Origin of the sequence: Novosphingobium aerophilum (genome assembly GCF_014230305.1) — a bacterium.
Taxonomy (GTDB): domain Bacteria; phylum Pseudomonadota; class Alphaproteobacteria; order Sphingomonadales; family Sphingomonadaceae; genus Novosphingobium; species Novosphingobium aerophilum.
In genome coordinates, this window is record NZ_JACLAU010000013.1 from 32672 (window position 1) to 58827 (window position 26156).

Genomic DNA, 26156 nt, shown 5'->3' on the forward strand with positions numbered 1-26156 from the left:
ACATGGTTGGGGTAGCCAGGTAGCATGGTAAAACTGTCTCGCGGCAAGTCGGGCCTTGGAAACAAGGGACTGAACGGTAAGAATGTGCAGCCGGCACAGGATGCCGCGCACCAGACGTCGATCGACCAGCAGGCCCAGAATTATGGGGCCGCGAAGGTCATCCAGCTCGACACCGACGACAAGGCCAAGATCGGCATCAAGTATGCGCCGTTCAAGGTCGAGATCGTCGACGTCGACGTGATGCTGATCTTCAACGACGGCACCAAGATCATCATCCCGGGCATGGCCCTGGCCGCGTTCTCGGGGCGCAAGCCGGTCATCGTCTTCGACGACAAGGAATTCACCGCCGACCAGGCCGTGGGCATGGTTGGCGAGATCAGCACCCAGGATGCCTCGCTGCAACTGCACCTCAGCAGCGCCGACGCCGAGGTCCAGGCTCCGGATCCGAAGAACGCTTCGGGCGTGCAGCCCGGCGATTCCGGCAAGGCGCAGGCCGATCAGGCCGCCAAGGCCAATGCCCAGGTCAAGGCCGCGGAAAGCACCAGCAAGCTCACCGAAAAGATCAGCGACACCCCGGCCAGCAGCGCCCCGCCGCCGGGCGTGATCTCGCCGCGCGCCGCCGAGCCGGCGCCCGATGATGCGCTTGGGCCGGCCGGTATCGGCAAGCTTGTCCCCAAGCTGACCTACACGCTGTACAACTCGGAAAGCGCGGTCCGCACTGCGGAAGCCGGCCAGACGGTGATCAAGGGCGACACCGGTGGTCCGAACTCGTCCAAGGATGCCACCTTCGCCGGGCAGTCGGCCCAGGAAACGATCAGCGGCACCTCGGGCAATGACACGATCTATGCCGACCGACTGGACCACGCTCCGGTCGGTTCGACCATGCGCGTCCTCCATGTCGAAGCCATGGTGCCTGCCAAGGGGCTGACTCTCAAGGAATTTCTGATTCCGTCGCTGCCGCCGGGCTACACCGTCGTCAACGGCACGCTGACCGACAAGGGCTGGCTGGTCTCGGCCGACCAGGGCAACGTCACCAAGGTGACGACCAAGGTCGATCCGACCACCAACCAGACCATCACCCTGCCGGTCAACCAGTCGTTCTTCAGCTTCGACATCCAGCTGTCGTACAAGCTGCCGGCCACGGGAACCCCGGTCAACAGCAGCGGCTTCCAGGATGAATTCTTCCTGCCCGTGATGCTGGGGCTGTCCTCGGACGGCAAGACCAGTTCGTTCGCGGTGTCGGTGGCGGCGCACTTCGGCATCAAGGAAGTGACCGATGCGGCCGGCATGACCGTGACCGATCCGGTCAGCGGCGAGCCGATCTACGTCCTGTTCTCGAACCCCCCGGGTACCAAGATCGATGCCGGTGACGGCAACGACCGGATCATCACCAGCGCCGGCGCCGACGTGATCGACGGCGGGCTGGGCATCGACACGGTCGAGTACACGCGCTCGGGCGAAGGGGTCGAAGTCAACCTCGCAACCGGCAAGGGCGCCAAGGGCTTCGCCCAGGGCGACACCTACCAGAACGTCGAGAACGTGGTCGGCTCGGACTTTGCCGACAAGCTCACCGGCGACGACAAGGACAACACCTTCGTCGGTGGCAAGGGTGCCGACACGATCGATGGCGGGGCTGGCTTCGACACTGTCGACTATACCAATGCCCTGGCCGACGTGGCGCCCAAGCTCGACAGCAAGGGCCAGCCGATCGTCGACAACACCGGCATCGAGGTCTTCCTGGATGGAACGGCGTCCAAGGGCGGTGAAGCCCAGGGCGATATCCTGAGCGGCATCGAACGCGTCATCGCGACGGACAAGAATGACACGCTGCACGGCGGCGCGAACAGCGAATCGTTCGAAGCGGCAGCGGGCGACGATCTCCTGATCGGCAGCACCGGCGCGGACACGCTCGACGGCGGCGCGGGCATCGATACGGTCGACTATTCCGACAGCACCGCGGCGGTGAAGGTTTATCTCGACGGGACGCCGGGCAGCGGCGGCCAGGCCGAGGGCGATGTGCTGCGCGGGGTCGAAATGGTCATCGGTTCGGCCTTCGCCGACACCCTGATCGGTTCGACCGGCGATGACACCTTCAAGGGTGGTGCCGGGGCCGACAGCATCGACGGCGGTGCAGGCATCGACTCGATCGACTTTTCCTATTCGGAAACCGCGGTCGAGGTGTTCCTCGACGGTCGGGTCAGCCGCGGCGGCGACGCCGAGGGCGACACCTACACCAATATCGAACAGCTCACCGGTTCGAAGTTCGCCGATCGCCTGGTGGGTGCGGCGGCCGATGAAACCATCAAGGGTGGGCTGGGCGACGACACCATCGAGGGTGGCGCCGGCGCCGACGTCATCGACGGCGGGGACGGCTTCGACATCGCCTCCTACGCGTCGGCGGCGGCCGGCTTGGCGGTCTCGCTCGACGGCAAGACCCAGACCGGCGATGCGCTGGGCGATTCGTTCGTCAGCATCGAAGGCCTGGAAGGCTCGGCCTATGGCGACACCCTGATCGGCACGGCCGGCAACGACAAGCTGCTGGGCGAGGCCGGTGACGATCTGCTGCTGGGCGGCGGCGGTGCCGACACGCTTGACGGTGGCGACGGCTTCGACCGGATCGACTACACCACCTCCTTCCAGGCGGTGAACGTCCGGCTGGACGGGGGCGCGAGCTTCGGCGGCGACGCCCAGGGCGATGTCATCACCAATGTCGAGCAGGTGATCGGCTCGAGCTATGACGATACCCTGACCGGTGCGGCCAGCAACGACCTTCTGGATGGCGGCTCGGGCAATGACACCCTGACCGGCGGCGCCGGGGCGGACACGCTGATTGGCGGCACCGGCACGGATAGCGCGTCCTATGCGGGCAGCACGGCCGGCGTGACGGTTAGCCTCGACGGGACGGCCGGCGTTGGCGGCGATGCCGAAGGCGACCAGCTGGTCGGCATCGAGAATCTGGTCGGCAGCGCTCTGGACGACAAGCTTTCGGGCGACGACAACGCCAACCAGCTGAGCGGTGGCGACGGCGACGACACGCTGGTCGGTGGCTACGGCGCCGATACCCTCGGGGGTGGCGCCGGCTTCGACACCGCGGACTACTCGGCGGCGCAGGGCGCCGTGACGGTGCGTCTGGACGGCAACGCCTCAAGCGGGGACGTGGCCGAAGGCGACGTGCTGCGCGGCATCGAGGAGGTCATCGGCGGGGCCTATGCCGATACCCTGATCGGCGATTCCGCCGCGAACAACCTGTTGGGTTCGGCGGGCGACGATACGCTACGCGGCGGCGCGGGGGCCGATACCCTCGATGGCGGCGACGGGCGCGACACGGCTGACTATTCGGACTCCGCTGGTGGCGTGCAGGTCGACCTGGCGGCCAACACCGGCCGCAGTGGCACGGCCGAGGGCGACACCTACTCCAGCATTGAGAACCTGCGGGGGTCGGACTTCGCCGACCGCCTGATCGGCGATGCCAACGACAACCTGCTGACCGGCGGCTTCGGCAATGACACCCTGTCCGGCGGGATTGGTGCCGATACGCTCGATGGCGGCGGCGGCAATGACGTCGCCGACTACTCGAACAGTTCGGCCAGCGTGCAGATCTCGCTCGAGGCGGGCACCGCGACCGGCGGCGACGCGACCGGTGATGTGTTGATCGGCATCGAGGGGCTGACGGGTTCGACCTATGCAGACCAGCTGACCGGTGATGCCGCCAACAACGCCTTGTCCGGCGGTGCTGGCGACGACACCCTGGTGGGTGGCGCCGGGGCAGACCTGCTCGACGGCGGCGCAGGCACCGACACGGCCGACTATTCGCAGTCGTCCTCCGGCGTGATCGTCGGGCTCAACGGCACCCCCGGCCAGGGCGGCGACGCCCAGGGCGACACGATCGTGGGTATCGAGCGCCTGGTCGGCTCGGCCTTCGCCGACCGCCTGACCGGTAGCGACCTGTCCGACACGCTGTCGGGCGGCGCGGGCGATGACATCCTGCAGGGCCTGGGCGGCGCCGACCTGCTGGATGGCGGCAGCGGCATCGACATCGTTGATTACTCGGCCAGCAACGCGGCCGTGGTTGCTGGCCTTGATGGCCGCAGCAACACGGGCGGTGATGCCGAGGGCGACGTCTATCTCAACGTTGAAGGCCTGGCCGGCTCGTCGTTCGCAGACTCGCTCTTTGGCTCGACCAATGGCGATATCCTGCGCGGTGGCGGCGGCGACGACATCCTGTTCGGGTCGCTCGGGGCTGATACGCTGGAAGGCGGCACCGGGTTCGACACGGCGGACTATGCCGCTTCGACCGCGGCGGTGAACGTCAACCTGCAGACCTCGTCGGGTTCGGGCGGTTTTGCCGAGGGCGATCTGCTCGCCGGGATCGAACGCGTTGTCGGCTCGTCGTTCGACGACGTCCTGACCGGCAGCTCGGCTGCGGACGCGCTGCTCGGCGGTGCCGGCAACGACACCCTGCAGGGCGGCGCGGGAGCCGATACGCTGGATGGCGGAGTCGGGACCGACACGGCGACCTACGCCTTGTCCGGGGCCGGGATCCGTCTGACGCTGGACGGCACGGCCGGCCAGGGCGGTGACGCCGATGGTGACCAGGTCAGCAATGTCGAGCGGATCATCGGTTCGCTTTACGACGACACCATCCAGGGCGTTGGCGCGGACGAAATGTTGGAAGGTGCGGCCGGCAGCGATCTGCTGCGCGGCATGGCCGGCGATGACACGCTGCTGGGCGGCACCGGCGACGATACCCTCGACGGCGGCAGCGGGGCGGACAGCCTGGTCGGCGGCGAGGGCGACGACAGCCTGATCGGTGGCACCGGCGCGGATACCCTGGTGGGTGGCTCGGGCGTCGACGCGGCAGACTATTCGACCTCGACCGGCGCGGTCAGCGTGGCGCTGGACGGCAGCGTCGGGACCGGGGGCGACGCCGAGGGCGACGTGCTTTCGGGCATCGAGCGGCTGGTCGGCTCGGCCTATGCCGACCGCCTCACCGGCAGCGCAGGCGCAGACGTCCTCGAAGGCGGGGACGGTGCGGACACCCTGGCCGGTGCGGCGGGGAACGACCAGCTCAGCGGCGGCAGCGGCGACGATCTGCTGCTGGGTGGTTCTGGCGCCGATACGCTGGATGGCGGCTCGGGCTTCGACACGGTTGACTACTCCGCTTCGGGGGCTGGGGTCACCGTCTATCTCAACGGGTCCTCGGGCCTGGGCGGCGACGCGACCGGCGACACGCTGAACAGCGTCGAGCAAGTCATCGGCACGGGCTTCGAAGACAGCATCGTGGGTACCGCCGCCGCGGAATGGCTTGAAGGTGCCGGTGGCAATGACACCCTGATCGGCGGCGCGGGTCCGGACACCCTGGACGGCGGCGCGGGGATCGACACGGCTGACTATTCGGCTTCGGCCGGGGCCGTGAACGTCGACCTGGTCTCCAGCGTCGCGACGGGCGGAGACGCGCAGGGCGATCGCCTGACCTCGATCGAGGTCCTGATCGGTTCGACCGGCGACGATACCCTGGCTGGCTCGATCGCCAACGACACGCTGATCGGCGGGTCGGGCAATGACCGCTTGGCCGGGCGCGACGGCGCGGACGACCTGCGCGGTGGTGCCGGTGACGATACACTCGACGGCGGCGCCGGCGCGGACATGCTCGACGGCGGTCTGGGCAGCGACACGGTCGATTACGGCTCGTCCGCCTCCTCGGTGCAGGTCAGCCTCGATGGCTCGACCGGGACCGGCGGTGACGCCCAGGGCGATGTCCTCATCTCGATCGAGAACCTGTCGGGTTCGGCCTTCAATGACGCGCTTTCGGCCGGCGCGGCCTCGGCCACCCTGCGCGGTGCCGATGGCAACGATACGCTGCGCGGTGGCGCAGCGTCCGATCGTCTGTTTGGCGACGCTGGCGACGATTCGCTGATCGGCGGAGCTGGCGCCGACGTCATCGACGGTGGCGCCGGGTTCGACACCGTTGACTACTCGGCCTCGATCGGTGGCGTGACCATTGGCCTGGACGGCTCGATCGGTCGTGGCGGCGATGCCGAAGGCGATACGGTGTTCGGGGTTGAGCAGGTGATCGGGTCGGCATTTGACGACCGAATCACTGCGGGAACGACCGCAGCGACCCTGATCGGCAATGCCGGTGACGATACCCTGATCGGCAGCGCCGGGAATGACCTTCTTAACGGTGGAGCCGGAGACGACCTGCTGGCTGGCGGTGACGGCGCGGACACCCTGACCGGTGGCAGCGGCATCGACACAGCCGACTACAGCGCTGCGGGTTCCGGGGTGGCTGTGTCGCTCAACGGCACGGTCGGCACGGCCGGCGAGGCGCTCGGCGACAGCCTGAGCGGCATCGAGGTGCTGGTTGGCTCCAACTTTGCCGATACCCTTGGCGGTGGCCTTGGCAGCGAAACCCTGCGCGGCGGGGCCGGCGACGATCGCCTGCTCGGCAGCGGCGGGTCGGATCTGCTCGACGGCGGCGACGGGGTCGACATCGTCGATTACAGCAGCAGCGCCAATGGCGTGAACGTGGCGCTCGATGGCTCGATCGGCATCGGCGGCGACGCGGCGGGCGACCAGTACATCTCGATCGAAGGCGTGACCGGATCCGCCTACGACGATACGCTCGTTGGTGGAACGGCCAACGATCTGATCGAGGGTGGCGCGGGCAACGATCGCCTCAGCGGCGGCGCCGGGGCGGACACGCTGCGCGGCGGTACGGGTGATGACATCCTGGACGGCGGCGCGGGCGCGGACCTGGTGGACGGTGGCGACGGTTTCGACACCGTCGACTATTCGACCTCCAGCGCGGGCGTGAACGTGTCTGTGGATGGGACCACCAGCACGGGTGGCTCGGCGGAAGGCGATCAGCTGCTCAACATCGAGCGCCTGATCGGTTCGAATTTCAACGATACCCTGCTGGGCACGGCGGCGGCGGATTCGCTGACCGGCGGTCTCGGCGATGACGTGCTGGGCGGGCGCGGCGGTGCCGACACGCTGGATGGCGGCGCCGGCTTCGATACGGCCAACTATTCCGATGCGACCAGCGGCGTGGCTGTCAGCCTGGCGACAGGCACCGGCACCGTTGGCGATGCCAATGGCGACGTGCTGCTCAGCATCGAGCGCCTGGTCGGTTCGGGCTTTGGCGACACTCTGACCGGCGGCAGCACCAACAACGCCCTGGATGGCGGTGCGGGTGCCGACATGCTGATCGGTGGAACGGCCAGCGACACCATGATCGGCGGTGCCGGCAACGATACCCTGATGGGCAGTGCCGGGGCTGACGCGCTGGATGGCGGCGTCGATTTCGATACGGTCGACTATTCCGGGTCGAACGCGGCCGTCACGGTCTTCCTCGATGGCCGGACCTCGGCTGGCGGCGGGGCCGAAGGCGACACGCTGACCAGCGTCGAGGCGGTGATCGGCTCGGTCTTCAACGACACGATGGTCGGCGGCACGGCCGATGAGTCGCTGGCTGGCGGCGCGGGTGATGATATCCTGGTCGGCGGCATCGGTGCGGACACGCTTGACGGTGGCGCCGGTGACGACACGGCCGACTATTCGGGTGCGGCATCCGCCGTGGGCCTCAACCTGGTGACGGGCGGCTTCGCCGGCGAGGCCAACGGTGATCGCTTCTTCGGGATCGAGACGGTCCAGGGCTCGAACTTCAACGACACGCTGGTCGGCAGCGCCAATGCTGACGTGCTGAGCGGCGGGGTCGGGAACGACCAGCTGAGTGGCGCGGCAGGTGCTGACACCCTGGAGGGCGGCAGCGGCAACGATACGCTGGTCGGCGGAGCCGATGCCGACGTGCTCGACGGTGGCAACGGTTTCGACACGGTCGATTATTCGACCAGCGGCGCCGGCGTGGTGGTCGGGCTGGACGGCTCGACCGGGGCCGGTGGCGATGCCCAGGGCGATCAACTGATCTCGATCGAGCGTCTGATCGGCTCGAACGTCAATGACACCCTGACCGGCTCCAGCGGCAATGACACGCTGGAGGGCGGCGGCGGCGACGACGTCGTGTTCGGCGGCACCGGATCTGACTCGCTGCTCGGCGGCGCCGGCAACGACACCATCTTTGGCGGCGCCGGCGGTGACGTGATCGACGGCGGCACGGGCACCGACACGGTGTCCTACGCCGGATCGCTGGCCGCGGTGAATGTCTCGCTGGACGGCTCACCGAACACGGGCGGCGACGCCCAGGGCGATACCCTGACCGGCGTTGAAGGGGTGATCGGCTCGGCGCTGGATGACACTCTGACCGGCGCGGCGACCAATGACCGGCTTGACGGTTCGGGCGGCAACGATCTGATCTCGGGCGCGGCGGGCAACGATACGCTGATCGGCGGTTCGGGCGATGACACCCTTGAGGGTGGCGCCGGAGCGGACCAGCTGGACGGCGGCTCGGGTATCGACGTCGCCTCCTACGCCAATGCCGGATCTGGCGTTGCGGTCGACCTCAGCGGTGCAGCCGGCACGGCGGGCGATGCCCTGGGTGACACGCTGACCAATATCGAGGTCCTCCAGGGCTCCGGCTTTGCCGATACGCTGGGTGGCAGCACGGGGAGCGAGACCATCAACGGCGGCGTCGGCGACGACGTCCTGCTCGGCAGTGCCGGGTCGGACGTGCTGGACGGCGGCATCGGCACCGACACGGCCGACTATTCGGCCTCGGGCGGTGGCGTGACGGCTTATCTTGACGGTCGTCTGGGTATTGGCGGCGATGCGGGCGGCGATCGCCTGTTCAATATCGAGCGCCTGACCGGCTCGGGCTTCAACGACGTCCTGACCGGCAGCACCGCCAACGACACCATCGTCGGTGGCGGCGGCGATGATCGGATCGATGGTGCCGAGGGCAACGACCTGTTGCAGGGCGGCACCGGCGACGACACGATCATGGGCAGCGATGGCGCCGACGCGATCGACGGTGGCATCGGCAACGACACCGTCGACTATTCCGCCTCGAGCTCGGCCGTCCAGGTGGCGCTCGACGGGACGGTCGGACGCGGCGGTCAGGCCGAGGGCGACACGATCACGGGTGCGGAGCGCCTGATCGGTTCGGCCTTTGCGGACGTGCTGGGCGGCAGCGGCAACAACGACACCCTGTCCGGCGGCGGCGGGGACGATACCCTGCTCGGCAGTCTCGGGGCCGACCGCCTCGATGGCGGCACCGGCACCAACACCGCGGACTATTCGGCCAGCGGTGCGGCCGTGACCGTCTATCTCGACGGGACCGCCGGCAGCGGTGGCGCGGCCGCGGGTGACACGCTGCTGAACATCCAGCGCGTGGTCGGTTCCGACTTCAATGACAGCCTGGTCGGCGCGAACGGCGATGACGTGCTCGAAGGCGGGATCGGCAATGATACGCTGGTCGGCGGTTTCGGCGCGGATTCGCTGCTGGGCGGCGTGGGCTTCGACACGGCGGACTATTCCGGTTCCTCGGCCGGGGTCACCATCAGCCTGGACGGAACGGCGGGTTCGAGCGGCGATGCCAGCGGCGATCGTCTGACCGGCATCGAGGGCATCATCGGTTCGGCGCAGAGCGACAGCCTGGGCGGCGGGACGACCGACGACCGGCTCGACGGTGGCGCCGGAGACGACTCGCTGAGCGGCAGCAGCGGTAATGACACCCTGCTGGGCGGCGCGGGCGACGATCTGCTCGTCGGCGGCGCCGGGGCGGACAGCCTCGACGGTGGCGCGGGCTTCGACCGGGCCGACTATTCGGCCTCCGGATCGGCCATCGCAATCAACCTGACCACCGGTCTGGGTACCGGCGGCGAAGCCGAAGGCGACCGTCTGACCGGGATCGAATGGGTCACCGGCAGCGACTTCAACGACACCCTGACCGGATCGACCGCCGACGAACAGCTGGAAGGCGGGATCGGCCTTGACGTCCTGTCGGGCGGTGCGGGCGCAGACACCCTGCTGGGCGGAGCCGGGGAAGATACCCTGATCGGTGGCGCCGGGGCGGACAGCATCGACGGCGGAGCCGGGTTCGATACGGCTGACTATTCGACCAGCTCGGGCGCGATCCAGATCATCCTCGACGGTTCGGCAGCATCCGGCGGCGACGCCCAGGGTGATGTCCTGACCGGCATCGAGCGCGTGGTCGGGTCTAACTTCAACGACACGATCATCGGCAATTCTGGCGGCGAGCAGCTGGACGGCGGGGCGGGCAATGACCTCGTCAACGGCGCAGCCGGCTCGGATACGCTTTATGGCGGGGCCGGCGACGACACCCTGATCGGTGGCGCCGGGGCGGACACGCTCGACGGCGGGACGGGCTACAACACTGCCGACTATTCCGGCTCGGCCGCAGCGGTCAGCGTCGATCTCAGCAACGGCAACGGCACGGGTGGCGACGCCCAGGGTGACGTGCTGAGCAACATCCAGCGCGTGATCGGTTCGGCCGGCGACGATGCCCTGACCGGCGGCACGGCCGATGACCGCCTCGATGGCGGCGCGGGCGATGACACGCTGCGTGGTGGCGCGGGCAACGATCTCCTCAATGGCGGCGGTGGCGACGATTCGATCGTGGGCGGCGTCGGCGCAGACACCATCGACGGTGGCAGCGGCTTCGACACGATCGACTACATCGGTTCGAATGCGGCCGTGACCGTCTATCTCGATGGCCGGGCCAGCAGCGGTGGCGACGCCCAGGGCGATGTCATCAGCAACGTCGAACAGGTGCTGGGCACCAATTTCAACGACAGCCTGGTCGGCGGCGTTCTGGCCGAAACGCTCAACGGCGGCGTGGGCGACGATACGCTGGTCGGCTCGACCGGGGCCGACGTCCTGATCGGCGGCGCGGGCTTCGACACGGCCGACTATTCCGGCTCGGGCGCTGCCATCACCGTCTACACCGACAGCTCGATCTCGCTGGGCGGGCAGGCCGCGGGCGATACCCTGACTGCTATCGAGCGCGTGGTCGGCTCCGACTATGCCGACGTCATCACCGGCTCGTCGGCGAACGAACAGTTTGAAGGCGGCGCGGGTGCGGACAGCCTGATCGGTGGCGCTGGTCTCGACACGCTGCTCGGCGGAACCGGCGACGACGTGCTGGTGGGCGGCGCGGATGCCGACAGCCTCCAGGGCGGCCTTGGCTTCGATATCGCCGACTATGCGACAAGCGGCTCGGCGGTGAACGTCGGGCTCGATGGCGCGGCAAATACCGGTGGCGATGCCGTCGGGGACACCCTGACCGAGATCGAGCAGATCACCGGTTCGGCCTTCAACGACACGCTGCGCGGCGGCACGGGCGCGGAAACGCTCGACGGCGGCGCGGGCAACGACCTGATCCACGGCAGCGCCGGCAATGACACTCTGATCGGCGGCGCGGGCTTCGATACGGTCGACTATTCGGGCAGCTCGGCAGCAGTCCAGGCCGGCCTGGACGGATCGGTCGGCGTCGGCGGCGATGCTGCGGGCGACCGCATCAGCGGCGTCGAGCGACTGCTCGGCTCGAATCTCAATGACACCCTGCTCGGCAGCTCGAACGATGACGTGCTCGAGGGCGGAGTGGGCGCGGACTCGCTGGTTGGCGGGCTCGGCCAGGACCAGCTGCTCGGGGGGACCGGCGACGACACCCTGGTGGGTGGCGGTGGTGCCGATCAACTGGATGGCGGACAGGGCACCGATACGGCGGACTACACCAGTTCGGTTGTTGCGGTTCAGGTGAACCTGAACGGCCTGACCAGCTCGGGCGGCGATGCCGATGGCGATCTGCTGACCAGCATCGAACGGGTCATCGGCTCGGCCTTCAACGACGTGATCCGGGCCGGTTCGGCCGATGACACGCTGATGGGCGCGGGCGGCAACGATACGATCATCGCCGGCAGCGGTGCCGACATGATCGATGGCGGCATCGGCATCGATACGGCCGACTATTCGGGCGCCAGCGCGGCGGTCCGCGTGGCGATGGACGGATCGGCTGGCGTGGGCGCTCAGGCAGCGGGCGACCAGCTCACCTCGATCGAACGCCTGGCGGGTTCGGGCTTCAACGACACCCTGGGCGGCAGCACCGGTGACGACGAGATCCTCGGCAACGGCGGGGATGACAGCATTTCGGGCGGCACGGGCAACGACAGCCTGTCGGGTGGTGCCGGCAACGACACCCTGATCGGTGGCGCCGGGGCTGACCTGCTGGATGGCGGGGCCGGCTTCGACACCGCGGATTACGCGGGCGCCGGATCGGCGGTCACCGTGTTCCTCGACGGCACGGCCGGCAGCCGCAGCGATGCGGCGGGAGACGTGCTGACCAGCGTCGAGCGCCTGCTCGGCTCGAACTTCGACGACCGGCTGACCGGTTCGAACACCGCCGAGGAAATCCGCGGCGGAACCGGCAACGATTCGATCATGGGCGCGGGCGGCGACGATTCGCTTTATGGCGAAGCGGGCGACGACACCCTGATCGGTGGCAGCGGCGCGGACAGCCTGGATGGTGGCATCGGCTTCGACACGGCCGACTATTCGACCTCGCTCGCGGGCGTCGAGATCAACCTCGATGGCACGGCGAGCCGCGGCGGCGATGCCGAGAGCGATCTGCTGACCGGGATCGAGCGGGTGGTCGGTTCGAGCCAGGCGGACATCTTCCGCGGCTCGGCAACGGCCGACAGCATCGAAGGCGGCTCGGGCGACGACCTGTTCTATTCCAGCCTTGGGACTGACACGCTGGTCGGCGGCGCCGGCACCGACAGCGTCGACTACGGCGCCAGCAGCGCCGGTGTGACGGTCTATCTCGACGGCACCCAGGGCATCGGCGGCGACGCCCAGGGCGACACGCTGAACGGCATCGAGGTGGTCTACGGTTCGGGCCAGAACGACTCGCTCTACGGCGCCAGCGCGGCCGAACTGCTCAGCGGCGGTATCGGCAATGACCTGGTCTCCGGCGGCGCGGGCAACGACAGCCTCCAGGGCGGGGTCGGCGACGACACCCTGGTCGGCGGCACCGGAGCCGACATCATGGATGGCGGCACGGGCACGGACACGGCCGACTATTCGGGCGCGGTCGCAGCCATCGCCGTGCGCATGGACGGCCTGGCCGGAACCGCCGGCGAGGCGGCAGGCGATACCCTGGCCGGGATCGAGCGCGTGATCGGCTCGGGCTTCGACGATACCGTGAACGGCTCGACCGGGGCCGACACGATCGATGGCGGCGCGGGCAACGACCAGTTGTTCGGCATGGCGGGCAACGATTCGCTGATCGGTGGGACCGGCGACGACACGCTGGTCGGTGGCGCCGGCGCGGATAACCTGGCTGGCGGCCAGGGCACCGACACGGCCGACTATTCGGCCAGTGGCAGTGGTGTGACGGTCTATCTCGACGGGCGCACCGGCGTAGGCGGCGATGCCCAGGGCGATGTCCTGTCCGGCATCGAGGTGGCACTGGGCTCGGCCTTCGCCGACTCTCTGGTCGGCACCACGGGCGACGATCTGCTCAACGGTCAGGATGGCAACGACACGCTGGAGGGCGGCCAGGGTGCCGACATCCTGATCGGCGGCAACGGATTCGACACGGCCGACTATTCGCTCAGCGGTGCGGCGGTGAACGTCAATCTGACGACCGGCCTCGGTCAGGGCGGCGAGGCCCAGGGCGATACCTTGTCCGGGATCGAACGGGTCGTCGGCAGCAATCAGGGCGATACCCTCACCGGTTCCAGCGGCTCCGACATGCTCGAGGGCGGAATCGGCGATGACGTGGTCTATGGCGTGGCCGGAACCGACACTCTGCTGGGCGGGACCGGGGACGACACCCTGGTGGGTGGCACCGGGGCCGACAGCATCGACGGCGGCCAGGGCACCGACACGGTCGACTATTCGGCCAGCACCGCGGCCGTGACGGTCTATCTGGACGGCGTCACCGAAGGCACCGGCGGCGAGGCTTCGGGTGACATTGTCGCCAATGTGGAGCGGACCATCGGTTCGAACTTCGCCGACGTGCTGGTCGGCGCGGCGGGCAACGAGACCCTTCAGGGTGGGCTCGGCAACGATACCCTGATGGGCGGCAGCGGGGCCGACTCGCTGGATGGCGGCGTCGGCATCGATGCGGCGTCCTATGCCAATGCGACCAGCGCGGTGGCGGTCAGCCTGACCACCAACAGCGGTACGGGGGGTGACGCCAATGGCGACGTCCTGACCAGCATCGAGCAGCTGATCGGATCGGACTACAACGACACCCTGGAAGGCGGCGCCAACCCCGGCACGCTGAGCGGCGGGCTGGGTGACGATCTGTTCATCGCCGGGGCCGGGGCCGACAGCATCATCGGTGGTGGCGGCAACGACACGGTGACCTATGCCGGCGCGGGTGCTGCGGTCAGCATCGCGCTCGACGGCTCGGCCGGGCAGGGCGACCTTGCCTCGGGCGACCGTTTGAGCGGCATCACCAACCTGCTCGGGTCGGGCTTCAACGACACCCTGACGGGCTCGTTCACCAATGATGGCCTGACCGGTGGTGATGGCAACGACAGCCTGTCCGGTGCCGCCGGGAGCGACACCCTGGTCGGCGGCGAGGGTGACGACACCTTGCGTGGCGGCTCTGGCGCCGACGTGCTCGACGGCGGCAACGGCGTCGACACCGTCACCTACTCGGACTCGGCGATCGGCGTGGTCATCAACCTGGCCACCGGCGTCTCAGCTGGCGGCGATGCCCAGAGCGATACCTTCACCAGCATCGAGAAGTTCATCGGGTCAAGCGGAGCGGATCTGCTCGTCGCCGGAGCCGCGGTCGCCAACTTCGACGGCTATGACGGCAATGACACGCTGACCGGCGGCAATGCCGCGGACTCGCTGGCGGGCGGGGTCGGTGACGACTCGCTCAGCGGCGGCCTTGGGGCGGATACGCTCGACGGTGGCATCGGCTTCGACACGGCCGACTATTCCGGCAGCAATGCCGCCATCACCATCCGCACCGGCGGCGTCTCCAGCGGCGGCCATGCCGAGGGCGATGTCCTGACCGGGATCGAGCGGATTGTGGGCTCCTCGTTCAACGACGTGTTCGAAGGCAGCGACGCCGACGAAACCTTCGAGGGCCGCAACGGCAACGACCAGTTCTATTCCAGCGGCGGCGCCGACGTCTACGACGGTGGCGACGGGCTCGACGTGGCCGATTACTCGCGCAGCGCCAGCTCGGGCATGAACATCTACATGGACGGCAGCTTCGGCACCGGCGGCGACGCTGCGGGCGACCGGATGTTCAACGTGGAGACCGTGATCGGCTCGGACCAGTCCGATCGCATCACCGCCAACAACAGCGGCGTGACGATCCAGGCCGGCAAGGGCGACGACACGCTGGTCGGCGGCAGCGGCAACGACACGCTCGATGGTGGCGACGATAGCGACACCTTCTTCACTGGCCTCGGCGGGGACTCGGTGATCGGCGGGCTGGGTTACGACATCGTCGATTACCGCAATTCCGGTTCGGCCGTGGCCATCTCGAACGACGGCTCGGCCGGCATCGGCGGCTGGGCCGCGGGCGACATCCTGTCGGGCATCGAGCAGATCGAAGGCAGCTTGCTGTACAACGATACCTTGCGCGGCAGCCAGAGCGCCCTGATCGCCACGGTGCTGAACGGCTGGGGCGGGGATGATACCTTCGTTTCCTACATTGCCGCCGACACCATGGATGGCGGCATCGGCACCGACACCGCGGACTACAGCGGCTCGAGCTCGGCGGTAACCGTCCGTCTCGACGGCACGGCCAGCAGCGGTGGGTTCGCCCTGGGCGACGTCCTGACCAACATCGAAGTGGTGATCGGCTCGAACAACAACGACATGCTGATCGGGTCGGGCGCGAACGAGACGCTGCAGGGCGGGATCGGTGACGACACCCTGATCGGTGGCCCGGGCGGTGACCGTCTGGACGGCGGCGTCGGGTTCGACACGGTTGACTATACGGGCTCGGGCGGTGTGGTCGTCTCTATGGATGGCAGCGCTGGCACCGCCGGCGACGCCAACGGCGACGTGCTGGTCAGCATCGAACGGTTGATCGGTTCGGACCTGGCCGACATCATCTATGGTTCGGCCAATGGCGACACGATCCTGGCCGGCAAGGGCAACGACTGGGTCTCCGGCGGGGCCGGGGCCGACACGATCGACGGCGGCGAGGGTTCGGACACCATCGACTATTCCTCGTCGACCGTGGGCATCACGCTGAATGTGCTCAACCCGAACCTGTCGACGGGCGACGCCCAGGGCGATGTCCTGACCAACTTCGAGACCTACAACCTCACCGCCTACAACGATGTGTTCATCGGCACGACGGGTTCGGACTCGGTCTTCGGCGGCCTCGGCGCGGATTCGCTGAACGGCGGCGCGGGCGACGATTCGCTCGACGGCGGCGTCGGCAACGACACCCTGATCAGCGGCCTCGGCGCCGACACCGTGGTTGGCGGTGCGGGCTTCGACACGGCCGATTACAGCGGCAGCCAGTCGGCCATCACGGTCGCGCTCGACAACACCGTCGGCAGCGTGGGCGGCGATGCCGCGGGTGATCTGCTGGTCGGTATCGAAGCAATCATCGGTTCGAACTTCGGCGATTCGATGCTGGGCTCGGCCGCAGCCGATTCGCTCGACGGCGGCGCGGGCGACGACACCATCCTGGGCGGCGGCGGGGCCGATACGCTGGTTGGTGGCCTGGGCAACGACGCCCTGTCCTATTCCAACGCCGGTTCGGCCGTGGCGGTGAGCATGCTGGCCGCAACCGGCACCGTGGGTGACGCCAACGGCGATACCTTCTCGGGCTTCGAGAACCTGATCGGCTCGAACTTCAACGACACCCTGACCGGCGACACCGGGGCGAACCTGATCTACGGCGGTTTTGGCTCCGACATCATCAACGGCGGTGTCGGCAACGACCAGCTCTTCGGCCAGGAAGGCGACGACACTCTCGACGGCGGTGCCGGTGCCGATACCCTCGACGGCGGCACCAACATCAACACGGTGACCTACGTCTCGGCGACGGCGGCCATCGCCGCGAGCCTGGCGACGAACTCCGGCACGGCGGGCGATGCGGCGGGTGACGTGTTCGTCAGCATCAACAACCTGACCGGTTCGAACTTCAACGACACCATCACCGGCAACGGCGGGGCCAACTACCTGCAGGGCCTGGACGGGGATGACCTGTTCGACGGCGGCGCCAGCAACGACAGCATGCTCGGCGGGATCGGCAACGACACCTTCCTGGGCGGCGCGGGCGCCGATTCCATGGATGGCGGCACCGGAATCGACACGGTCGACTATGCGCTGAGCGGCGCGGGCGTGACGGTTGACCTGGTCAACCGCGTCGGCACCAACGGCGATGCCCAGGGCGACGTTTACACCAGCGTCGAAAACGTGATCGGCTCGGCCGCCAATGACCTGATCGCCGGTGACGGCAATGCCAACAGCATCACCGGTGGCAATGGCGACGACATTCTGCTGGGCGGTGCCGGCAACGACACCATCATCGGCGGCGCGGGCAACGACTGGATTTCCGGCGGGGCCGGGGCCGACGTGCTCGACGGTGGCACGGGCAGCAACACCCTGACCTTCGGCACCGACTGGAACAATCCGTGGAGCAGCACCTCGTCGGCTGGCGTCACCATCGTCCTCGACGGCACCACGCTAGGCGTGGGCGGTGATGCGGCGGGCGACACCTTCGTCAACTTCACCGACATCTGGATGACCGGCTTCGCCGACCGGGTGACCGGTGTGGGCAACAACGAAATGTTCCGGGGCAGCGGCGGCGCTGACACCATCGACGGTGGTGCCGGCATCGACTCGATGAGCTACTACTGGGGTGCCTCCGGCGGCGTGTCGGTCGGTCTCGACGGCACGGCCGGCACGGGCAACGGTGCGGCGGGCGACCGCCTGACCAATATCGAGTGGCTCCAGGGTACCGATTTCGACGACACCCTGTGGGGTGGCACCGGCAACGAATACCTGCTGGGCCAGAACGGCAACGACACCTTCCTGGGCGACCTCGGGGCCGATACCATGGATGGTGGCCTGGGCAGCAATCTGGTGTCCTACGCCAGTTCGAGCATTGCGGTGACCGTCAACCTCGCCACCGGCCAGGGCACGGGCGGTCTGGCCGAGGGCGATCGCTACATCAGCATCCAGCATGTCACCGGTTCGACCGGCAATGACCTGCTGATCGGTGATGCCGCGAACAACAACCTGCTGGGCGGCAATGGCAACGATACGCTGCGCGGCGGGCTGGGTTCGGACCTGATCAGCGGCGGCAGCGGCACCGATTATGCCGACTACTCGGATTCGACCGTGGCCATCACGATCAGCAGCGGCAGCGGCACCGGCGGCACCGCCGAAGGCGATACCCTGATCTCGATCGAGGGGATCATCGGTTCGGACTACAACGACAGCATCCGCGGCTCCAGCAGTGACGAAACCCTGCTCGGTGGCCTCGGTAACGACACGCTGAGCGGCGGCACCGGCGCGGATTCGTTGGATGGTGGCGCGGGGACCGACACGGCCTCCTATTCGTCTTCGTCCGGCGCGATCACCGTGGTGCTCGACGGCGTTACCTTGGGCGTCGGCGGGGAGTCCCAGGGCGATCGCCTGAACTCGATCGAGGTGGTGATCGGCTCGAACCAGGATGACTCGATCACCGGTTCGGCCGCCAACGAAACGCTTCAGGGCGGCAACGGCAACGACACGCTGGTCGGCGGCGGCGGGGCGGACAGCCTCGACGGCGGCGCCGGCACCGACCTTGCCAGCTACGCCGCGAACAGCGTGGCGATCAACGCCAGCTTCGCCTCGGGCTCGCTGGTCATCACCGGCGGCGATGCCACCGGCGACGTCTTCACCGCGGTCGAAGGCGTGATCGGCACCAACCTGAACGACACCATGACGGGGGGGACCGGTAACGAGTACTTCGACGGCGGAGTCGGCAACGACACGATCTTCGGGAGTGCGGGCGCCGATACCCTGATCGGCGGCGCGGGTACCGATACCGTGAACTATTCGAGCGCGACCGCCGGGGTCACCATCCAGAACAACGTCCAGGTGACGGGCGCCGTGGCCAGCACCAACGGTGACGCCGCGGGTGACATCGTCGTGGGCTTCGAGACGATCATCGGCTCGAATTTCGACGACATGATTTACGATCTGTCGGGCGCCTCGGCCCTGCTGACCGGCAACGACGGCAACGACTACCTCGAGGGCGGTTCCGGTGCCGATACGCTTGATGGCGGCAACGGCAACGACACGCTGGATGGCGGATCCGGCGCCGATTCGTTCATCGGCGGGGTCGGAACCGACACGGTCACCTATGCCGCGTCGACGGGTGGTGTCACCGCGAACCTGGCCACGCCGGGCTCCAACAGCGGCGATGCCACGGGCGATACCTACAGCGGGATCGAGAACCTCACCGGCTCGAACTTCAACGACACGCTGTTCGGTGACGGCAGCAACAACACGATCGATGGCGGCACCGGAAACGATACCCTGCTCGGCGGCGCCGGTGCGGACTCGCTGATCGGTGGCGCGGGCAACGATACGGCGTCCTACGCGTCGGCGGCGGCCGCCGTGCTCGCCAGCCTGGCGACCCCGGGCAGCAACACCGGCGATGCGGCAGGCGACGCCTACAACGGCATCGAGGCGCTGACCGGGTCGAACTTCAACGACACCCTGGTGGGCGACGGCAGCAACAACACGCTGGACGGCGGGCTGAACAACGACACGCTGACCGGCGGCGCCGGCAACGACGTGCTGATCGGCGGAGCAGGCACCGACACGGCCGACTATTCGGCCTCGTCGGCCCCGGTGACGGTCTATCTCGACGGCACGGTCGGCGTCGGCGGCGATGCCGCGGGCGATACCCTGTCGGGCGTCGAGATCGTTATCGGCTCGAACGGCAACGATACGCTCTACGGAGATGCGAACGCCAACACCCTGGACGGCGGGATCGGCAACGATACGCTGTTCGGCGGGGCCGGTGCGGACTCGCTGATCGGTGGCGTCGGAACGGACACGGCGGACTATTCGGGCTCGAGCCTGGGCGTGACCGTCTACCTCGATGGCACCTCCGGCGTGGGCGGCGACGCCGCAGGCGATCGCCTGTCGGGCATCGAAATCCTGATCGGTTCGAACTCGGACGATGCGCTGTTCGGCGATGGCAGCGCCAACACCCTGACGGGCGGTACCGGCAACGACACCCTGGTCGGTGGCGCCGGCGCGGACTCGCTGGTCGGTGGGGTCGGCATCGATACGGCTTCGTACGTCAATGCGAGTGGTGCGGTTGTCGCCAGCCTGGCCACCCCGGCCAGCAACACCGGCGATGCGTCGGGTGACATCTACAGCGGGATCGAGAACCTGACGGGCTCGAACTCCGACGACTCCCTGACCGGCGACGGCAGCAACAACACCCTCGACGGTGGGCTCGGCAACGACACCCTGATCGGTGGTGCCGGGGCTGACTCGCTGATCGGCGGGTCGGGCACCGATACGGCCGATTACTCGGCCTCGGCGGCGGTCACGGTCTACCTCGACGGCACGGCCGGTGTGGGCGGCGATGCCGCGGGCGATCGTCTGACCGGGATCGAGGCGCTCATCGGCTCGAACTTCGACGACACGCTTTTCGGTGACAGCGGCAACAACACGCTGACCGGCGGCAGCGGCAACGACATCCTGGTCGGTGGCGCGGGTGCGGACTCGCTGATCGGTGGCGCAAACACCGATACCGCCAGCTACATCAACGCCGGCGGGGCGGTGACGGCGAGCCTCGCCAACACCGGGCTCAACAGCGGTGACGCGCTTGGCGACACCTACAGCGGCATCGAGAACCTGACGGGATCGAACTTCGACGACACGCTGTATGGTGACGGTGGCAACAACACCCTCGACGGCGGGTCGGGCAATGACATCCTGATCGGCGGCGCGGGTGCGGACTCGCTGATCGGCGGTGCCGGGAACGACACGGCCAGCTACATCAACGCGGGTGGTGCTGTCGTGGTCAGTCTGGCCACTCCGGCCAGCAACACCGGCGATGCCGCGGGTGACCTGTACAGCGGGATCGAGAACCTGACGGGCTCGGGCTTTGCGGACAGCCTGACCGGCGACACCGGCAACAACACGCTCGACGGCGGCAGCGGCGACGACACCCTGGTGGGCGGCGCTGGTGCCGACTCGCTGATCGGCGGCCTTGGCACCGACATCGCCGACTACTCGGCGTCTGCGGCGATCACGGTCTACCTTGATGGTACGGCCGGTGTGGGCGGTGATGCCGCGGGCGACCGTCTGACCGGGATCGAGGCGATCATCGGCTCGAACTTCGACGACACGCTTTATGGCGACAGCGGCAACAACACGCTGACCGGCGGCAGCGGCAACGACATCCTGGTCGGTGGCGCCGGTGCCGACTCGCTGATCGGTGGCGCCAACACCGATACCGCCAGCTACATCAATGCCGGTGCGGCGGTGACGGCCAGCCTCCTGACGCCGGCCAGCAACACCGGCGATGCGGCGGGCGACAGCTACAGCGGGATCGAGAACCTGACCGGCTCGAACTTCGCCGACACGCTGTTCGGCGATGGTGGCAACAACACGCTCGATGGCGGCAGCAGCGACGATACCCTGGTGGGTGGCGCCGGTGCCGACTCGCTGATCGGCGGGGCCGGCAACGATACCGCGAGCTACAGCAACGCGGGCGGTGCGGTCGTGGCCAGCCTGGCCACGCCGGCCAGCAACACCGGCGATGCCGCAGGTGATGCCTACAGCGGCATCGAGAACCTGACGGGCTCGGGCTTTGCCGACAGCCTGACTGGCGACACCGGCAACAACACCCTCGACGGTGGCAACGGCGACGACACCCTGATCGGTGGCGCGGGCGCCGACTCGCTGATCGGCGGCCTCGGCACCGACACGGCCGACTACTCGGCCTCGGCGGCGGTGACCGTCTACCTCGACGGCACGGCCGGCGTGGGCGGCGATGCTGCGGGCGATCGTCTGACGGGTATCGAGCGGGTCATCGGTTCGGGCAACAACGACACCCTCTATGGCGACGGCAATGCCAACACGCTGGACGGCGGCAACGGCAACGACACGCTGATTGGCGGCGCCGGTGCGGACTCGCTGGTTGGTGGCCTCGGCACCGACACGGCCGACTACTCGACCTCGGCGGCGGTGACCGTCTATCTCGACGGCACGGCGGGCGTGGGCGGCGATGCCCAGGGCGACGTGCTGAACGGAATCGAGCGGATCATCGGCTCGGCCAACAACGATACCCTCTATGGCGATGGCAGTGCCAACACGCTGGACGGCGGAAACGGCAATGACATCCTGGTGGGCGGCGCCGGTGCGGACTCGCTGATTGGCGGGCTCGGGACCGACACGGCGAGCTACATCAATGCCGGTGGCGCGGTGCTTGCCAGCCTGGCGACCCCGGGCAGCAACACCGGCGATGCGGCGGGCGACAGCTACAGCGGGATCGAGAACCTGACGGGCTCGAACTTCGACGACACCCTGATCGGCGACGGCAGCAACAACACGCTCGACGGCGGCAACGGCGACGACACCCTGATCGGTGGGGCCGGTGCGGACTCGCTGATCGGTGGCCTCGGCAACGATACGGCCGACTACTCGGCCTCGGCGGCGGTCACGGTCTACCTCGACGGCACGGCCGGTGTGGGCGGCGATGCCGCGGGCGATCGTCTGACCGGGATCGAGGTGATCATCGGCTCGAACTTCGACGACACGCTTTATGGCGACACCGGCAACAACACGCTGACCGGCGGTAGCGGCAACGACATCCTGGTCGGTGGCGCGGGTGCGGACTCGCTGATCGGCGGCGCCAACACCGATACCGCGAGCTACCTCAATGCGGGTGGTGCGGTCGTGGCCAGCCTGGCCAATTCGGCCGGCAACACCGGCGATGCGGCGGGCGACGTCTACAGCGGGATCGAGAACCTGACGGGCTCGAACTTCGCCGACAGCCTGACCGGAGACACCGGCAACAACACGCTGGACGGCGGCAGCGGCGACGACACCCTGATCGGTGGCGCTGGTGCGGACTCGCTGATCGGTGGCCTCGGCAACGACACGGCCGACTACTCGGCCTCGGCGGCTGTGACCGTCTACCTCGACGGCACGGCCGGCGTGGGCGGCGATGCGGCGGGCGACCGCCTGACGGGGATCGAGCGGCTCATTGGCTCGGCGAGCGACGACACTCTTTATGGCGATGGCAGTGCCAACACGCTGGACGGCGGCAACGGCAACGACACGCTGGTGGGCGCCGCCGGTGCGGACTCGCTGGTCGGCGGGCTTGGCACCGACACGGCCGATTACTCGACCTCGGCCGCGGTGACCGTCTATCTCGACGGCACGGCGGGCGTAGGCGGCGATGCCCAGGGCGACGTGCTGAGCGGGATCGAGCGGATCATCGGTTCGGGCAACAACGACACGCTTTACGGCGACGGCAGTGCCAACACCCTGGACGGTGGCAACGGCAACGACATCCTGGTGGGCGGCGCTGGCGCGGACTCGCTGATCGGCGGCCTCGGCACCGACACGGCCAGCTACCTCAATGCGGGCGGTGCGGTCGTGGCCAGCCTGGCCACGCCGGCCAGCAACACCGGCGATGCCGCGGGTGACGCCTACAGCGGGATCGAGAACCTGACGGGTTCGGGCTTTGCCGACAGCCTGACCGGTGACACCGGCAACAACACGCTCGACGGCGGCAGCGGCGACGACACGCTGGTGGGCGGCGCTGGTGCGGACTCGCTGATCGGTGGCCTCGGCAACGACACGGCCGACTACTCGGCCTCGGCGGCGGTGACCGTCTACCTCGACGGCACGGCCGGCGTGGGCGGCGATGCCGCGGGCGACCGCCTGACGGGGATCGAGCGGGTCATTGGCTCGGCGAGCGACGACACTCTTTATGGCGATGGCAGTGCCAACACGCTCGACGGCGGCAACGGCAACGACACCCTGGTGGGCGGCGCCGGTGCGGACTCGCTGGTCGGCGGGCTTGGCACCGACACGGCCGATTACTCGACCTCGGCGGCGGTGACCGTCTATCTCGACGGCACGGCGGGCGTGGGCGGCGATGCGCAGGGCGACGTGCTGAGCGGGATCGAGCGGATCATCGGTTCGGGCAACAACGACACTCTTTATGGCGATGGCAGTGCCAACACCCTGGACGGTGGCAACGGCAACGACATCCTGGTGGGCGGCGCTGGCGCGGACTCGCTGATCGGCGGCCTCGGCACCGACACGGCCAGCTATCTCAATGCGGGCGGTGCGGTCGTGGCCAGCCTCGCCACCCCGGCCGGCAACACGGGCGATGCGGCCGGCGACGTCTACAGCGGGATCGAGAACCTGACGGGTTCGGGCTTTGCCGACAGCCTGACCGGTGACACCGGCAACAACACGCTCGACGGCGGCAGCGGCGACGACACGCTGGTGGGCGGCGCTGGTGCGGACTCGCTGATCGGTGGCCTCGGCAACGACACGGCCGACTACTCGGCCTCGGCGGCGGTGACCGTCTACCTCGACGGCACAGCCGGCGTGGGCGGCGATGCTGCGGGCGATCGTCTGACGGGGATCGAGCGGGTCATCGGTTCGGGCAACAACGACACCCTCTACGGCGACGGCAATGCCAACACGCTCGACGGCGGCAACGGCAACGACACCCTGGTGGGCGGCGCTGGTGCGGACTCGCTGATCGGCGGGCTCGGCACCGACACGGCCGACTACTCGACCTCGGCCGCGGTGACCGTCTATCTCGACGGCACGGCGGGCGTGGGCGGCGATGCCCAGGGCGACGTGCTGAACGGAATCGAGCGGATCATCGGCTCGGCCAACAACGACACGCTCTACGGCGACGGCAGTGCCAACACGCTGGACGGTGGCAACAGCAACGACACCCTGGTGGGCGGCGCCGGTGCGGACTCGCTGATCGGTGGGCTCGGCACCGACACGGCGAGCTATATCAATGCCGGTGGCGCGGTGCTTGCCAGCCTGGCGACCCCGGGCAGCAACACCGGCGATGCGGCGGGCGACAGCTACAGCGGGATCGAGAACCTGACGGGCTCGAACTTCGACGACACCCTGATCGGCGACGGCAGCAACAACACGCTGGACGGCGGTACCGGCAACGACATCCTGATGGGCGGCGTCGGCAGCGACTCGCTGATCGGTGGCCTCGGGAACGACACCGCCAGCTACGCCAACGCCTCGGCGGCCGTGACCGCCAGCCTGCTCACCCCGGCGAGCAACACCGGCGACGCGGCGGGTGACAGCTACAACGGGATCGAGAACCTGACCGGTTCCGACTTCCACGACACGCTGTTCGGCGATGGCGGCAACAACACCCTCGACGGTGGTGCCGGCAACGACACGCTGATCGGCGGCGCTGGCGGAGATTCGCTGATCGGCGGTCTCGGCACCGACACGGCGAGCTACAGCAATGCCGGCGGCGCCGTGACGGCGAGTCTGGCGAACAGCGGTTCCAATACCGGCGACGCGGCGGGCGACAGCTACAACGGGATCGAGAACCTGACCGGTTCCGGCTTCAACGACGCCCTGTTCGGTGACACCGGCAACAACACGCTTGATGGCGGCAACGGCAACGACACCCTGGTGGGCGGCGTTGGTGCGGACTCGCTGATCGGCGGAATTGGCACGGACACCGCGTCCTATGCCACGGCCGGATCGGCGGTCGCCCTCACGCTGGACGGCGCGGGGAGCGGCACGGGTACGCTGGGTGATGCCAATGGCGATCAGTTGTCGGGCATCGAGCGGGTGCTGGGTTCCGCCTACAACGACAACTTCACTCTCTCGCTCGGCAATGGCTGGACCATCGACGGCGGGGCTGGCACCGATACGGTGGGCTTTGCCCCCAACAGCGGCACGATCACCGAATCGCAGTTGACCGGCGTGCTGACCAACACCGAGGTGCTGGACTTCACCAGCAGCGGCACGGCGGCCAACCTGTCGATCAGCTCCAGCTTCATCCAGTCGCTGGTCAGTGCGGGTAACGCGTCTGAGCTGCAGATCAACATTGACGCCAACGATACGATCTCGATCGGAGCCGGGGCGTTCTACGCCCAGAACAACAACGAGTACACGTTCTACAGCGATGCGTCGCTGACCACCCAGGTTGCGAAGATGACGGTGGTCGGACCCTGATCCCGATCCGCCATGGCCCGGTTTGAACCGGC

The 26156-nt window shown here is 68.3% G+C and carries 1 protein-coding gene; it reads left to right on the plus strand.

The features are described from left to right. Positions 1 to 24: 24 nt before the first annotated feature. On the plus strand, positions 25 to 26124 hold the full coding sequence (locus H7F49_RS09915) for a calcium-binding protein (protein WP_185683439.1): 26100 nt from the start codon (positions 25 to 27) through the stop codon (positions 26122 to 26124). The last annotated feature ends 32 nt before the right edge of the window (positions 26125 to 26156 follow it).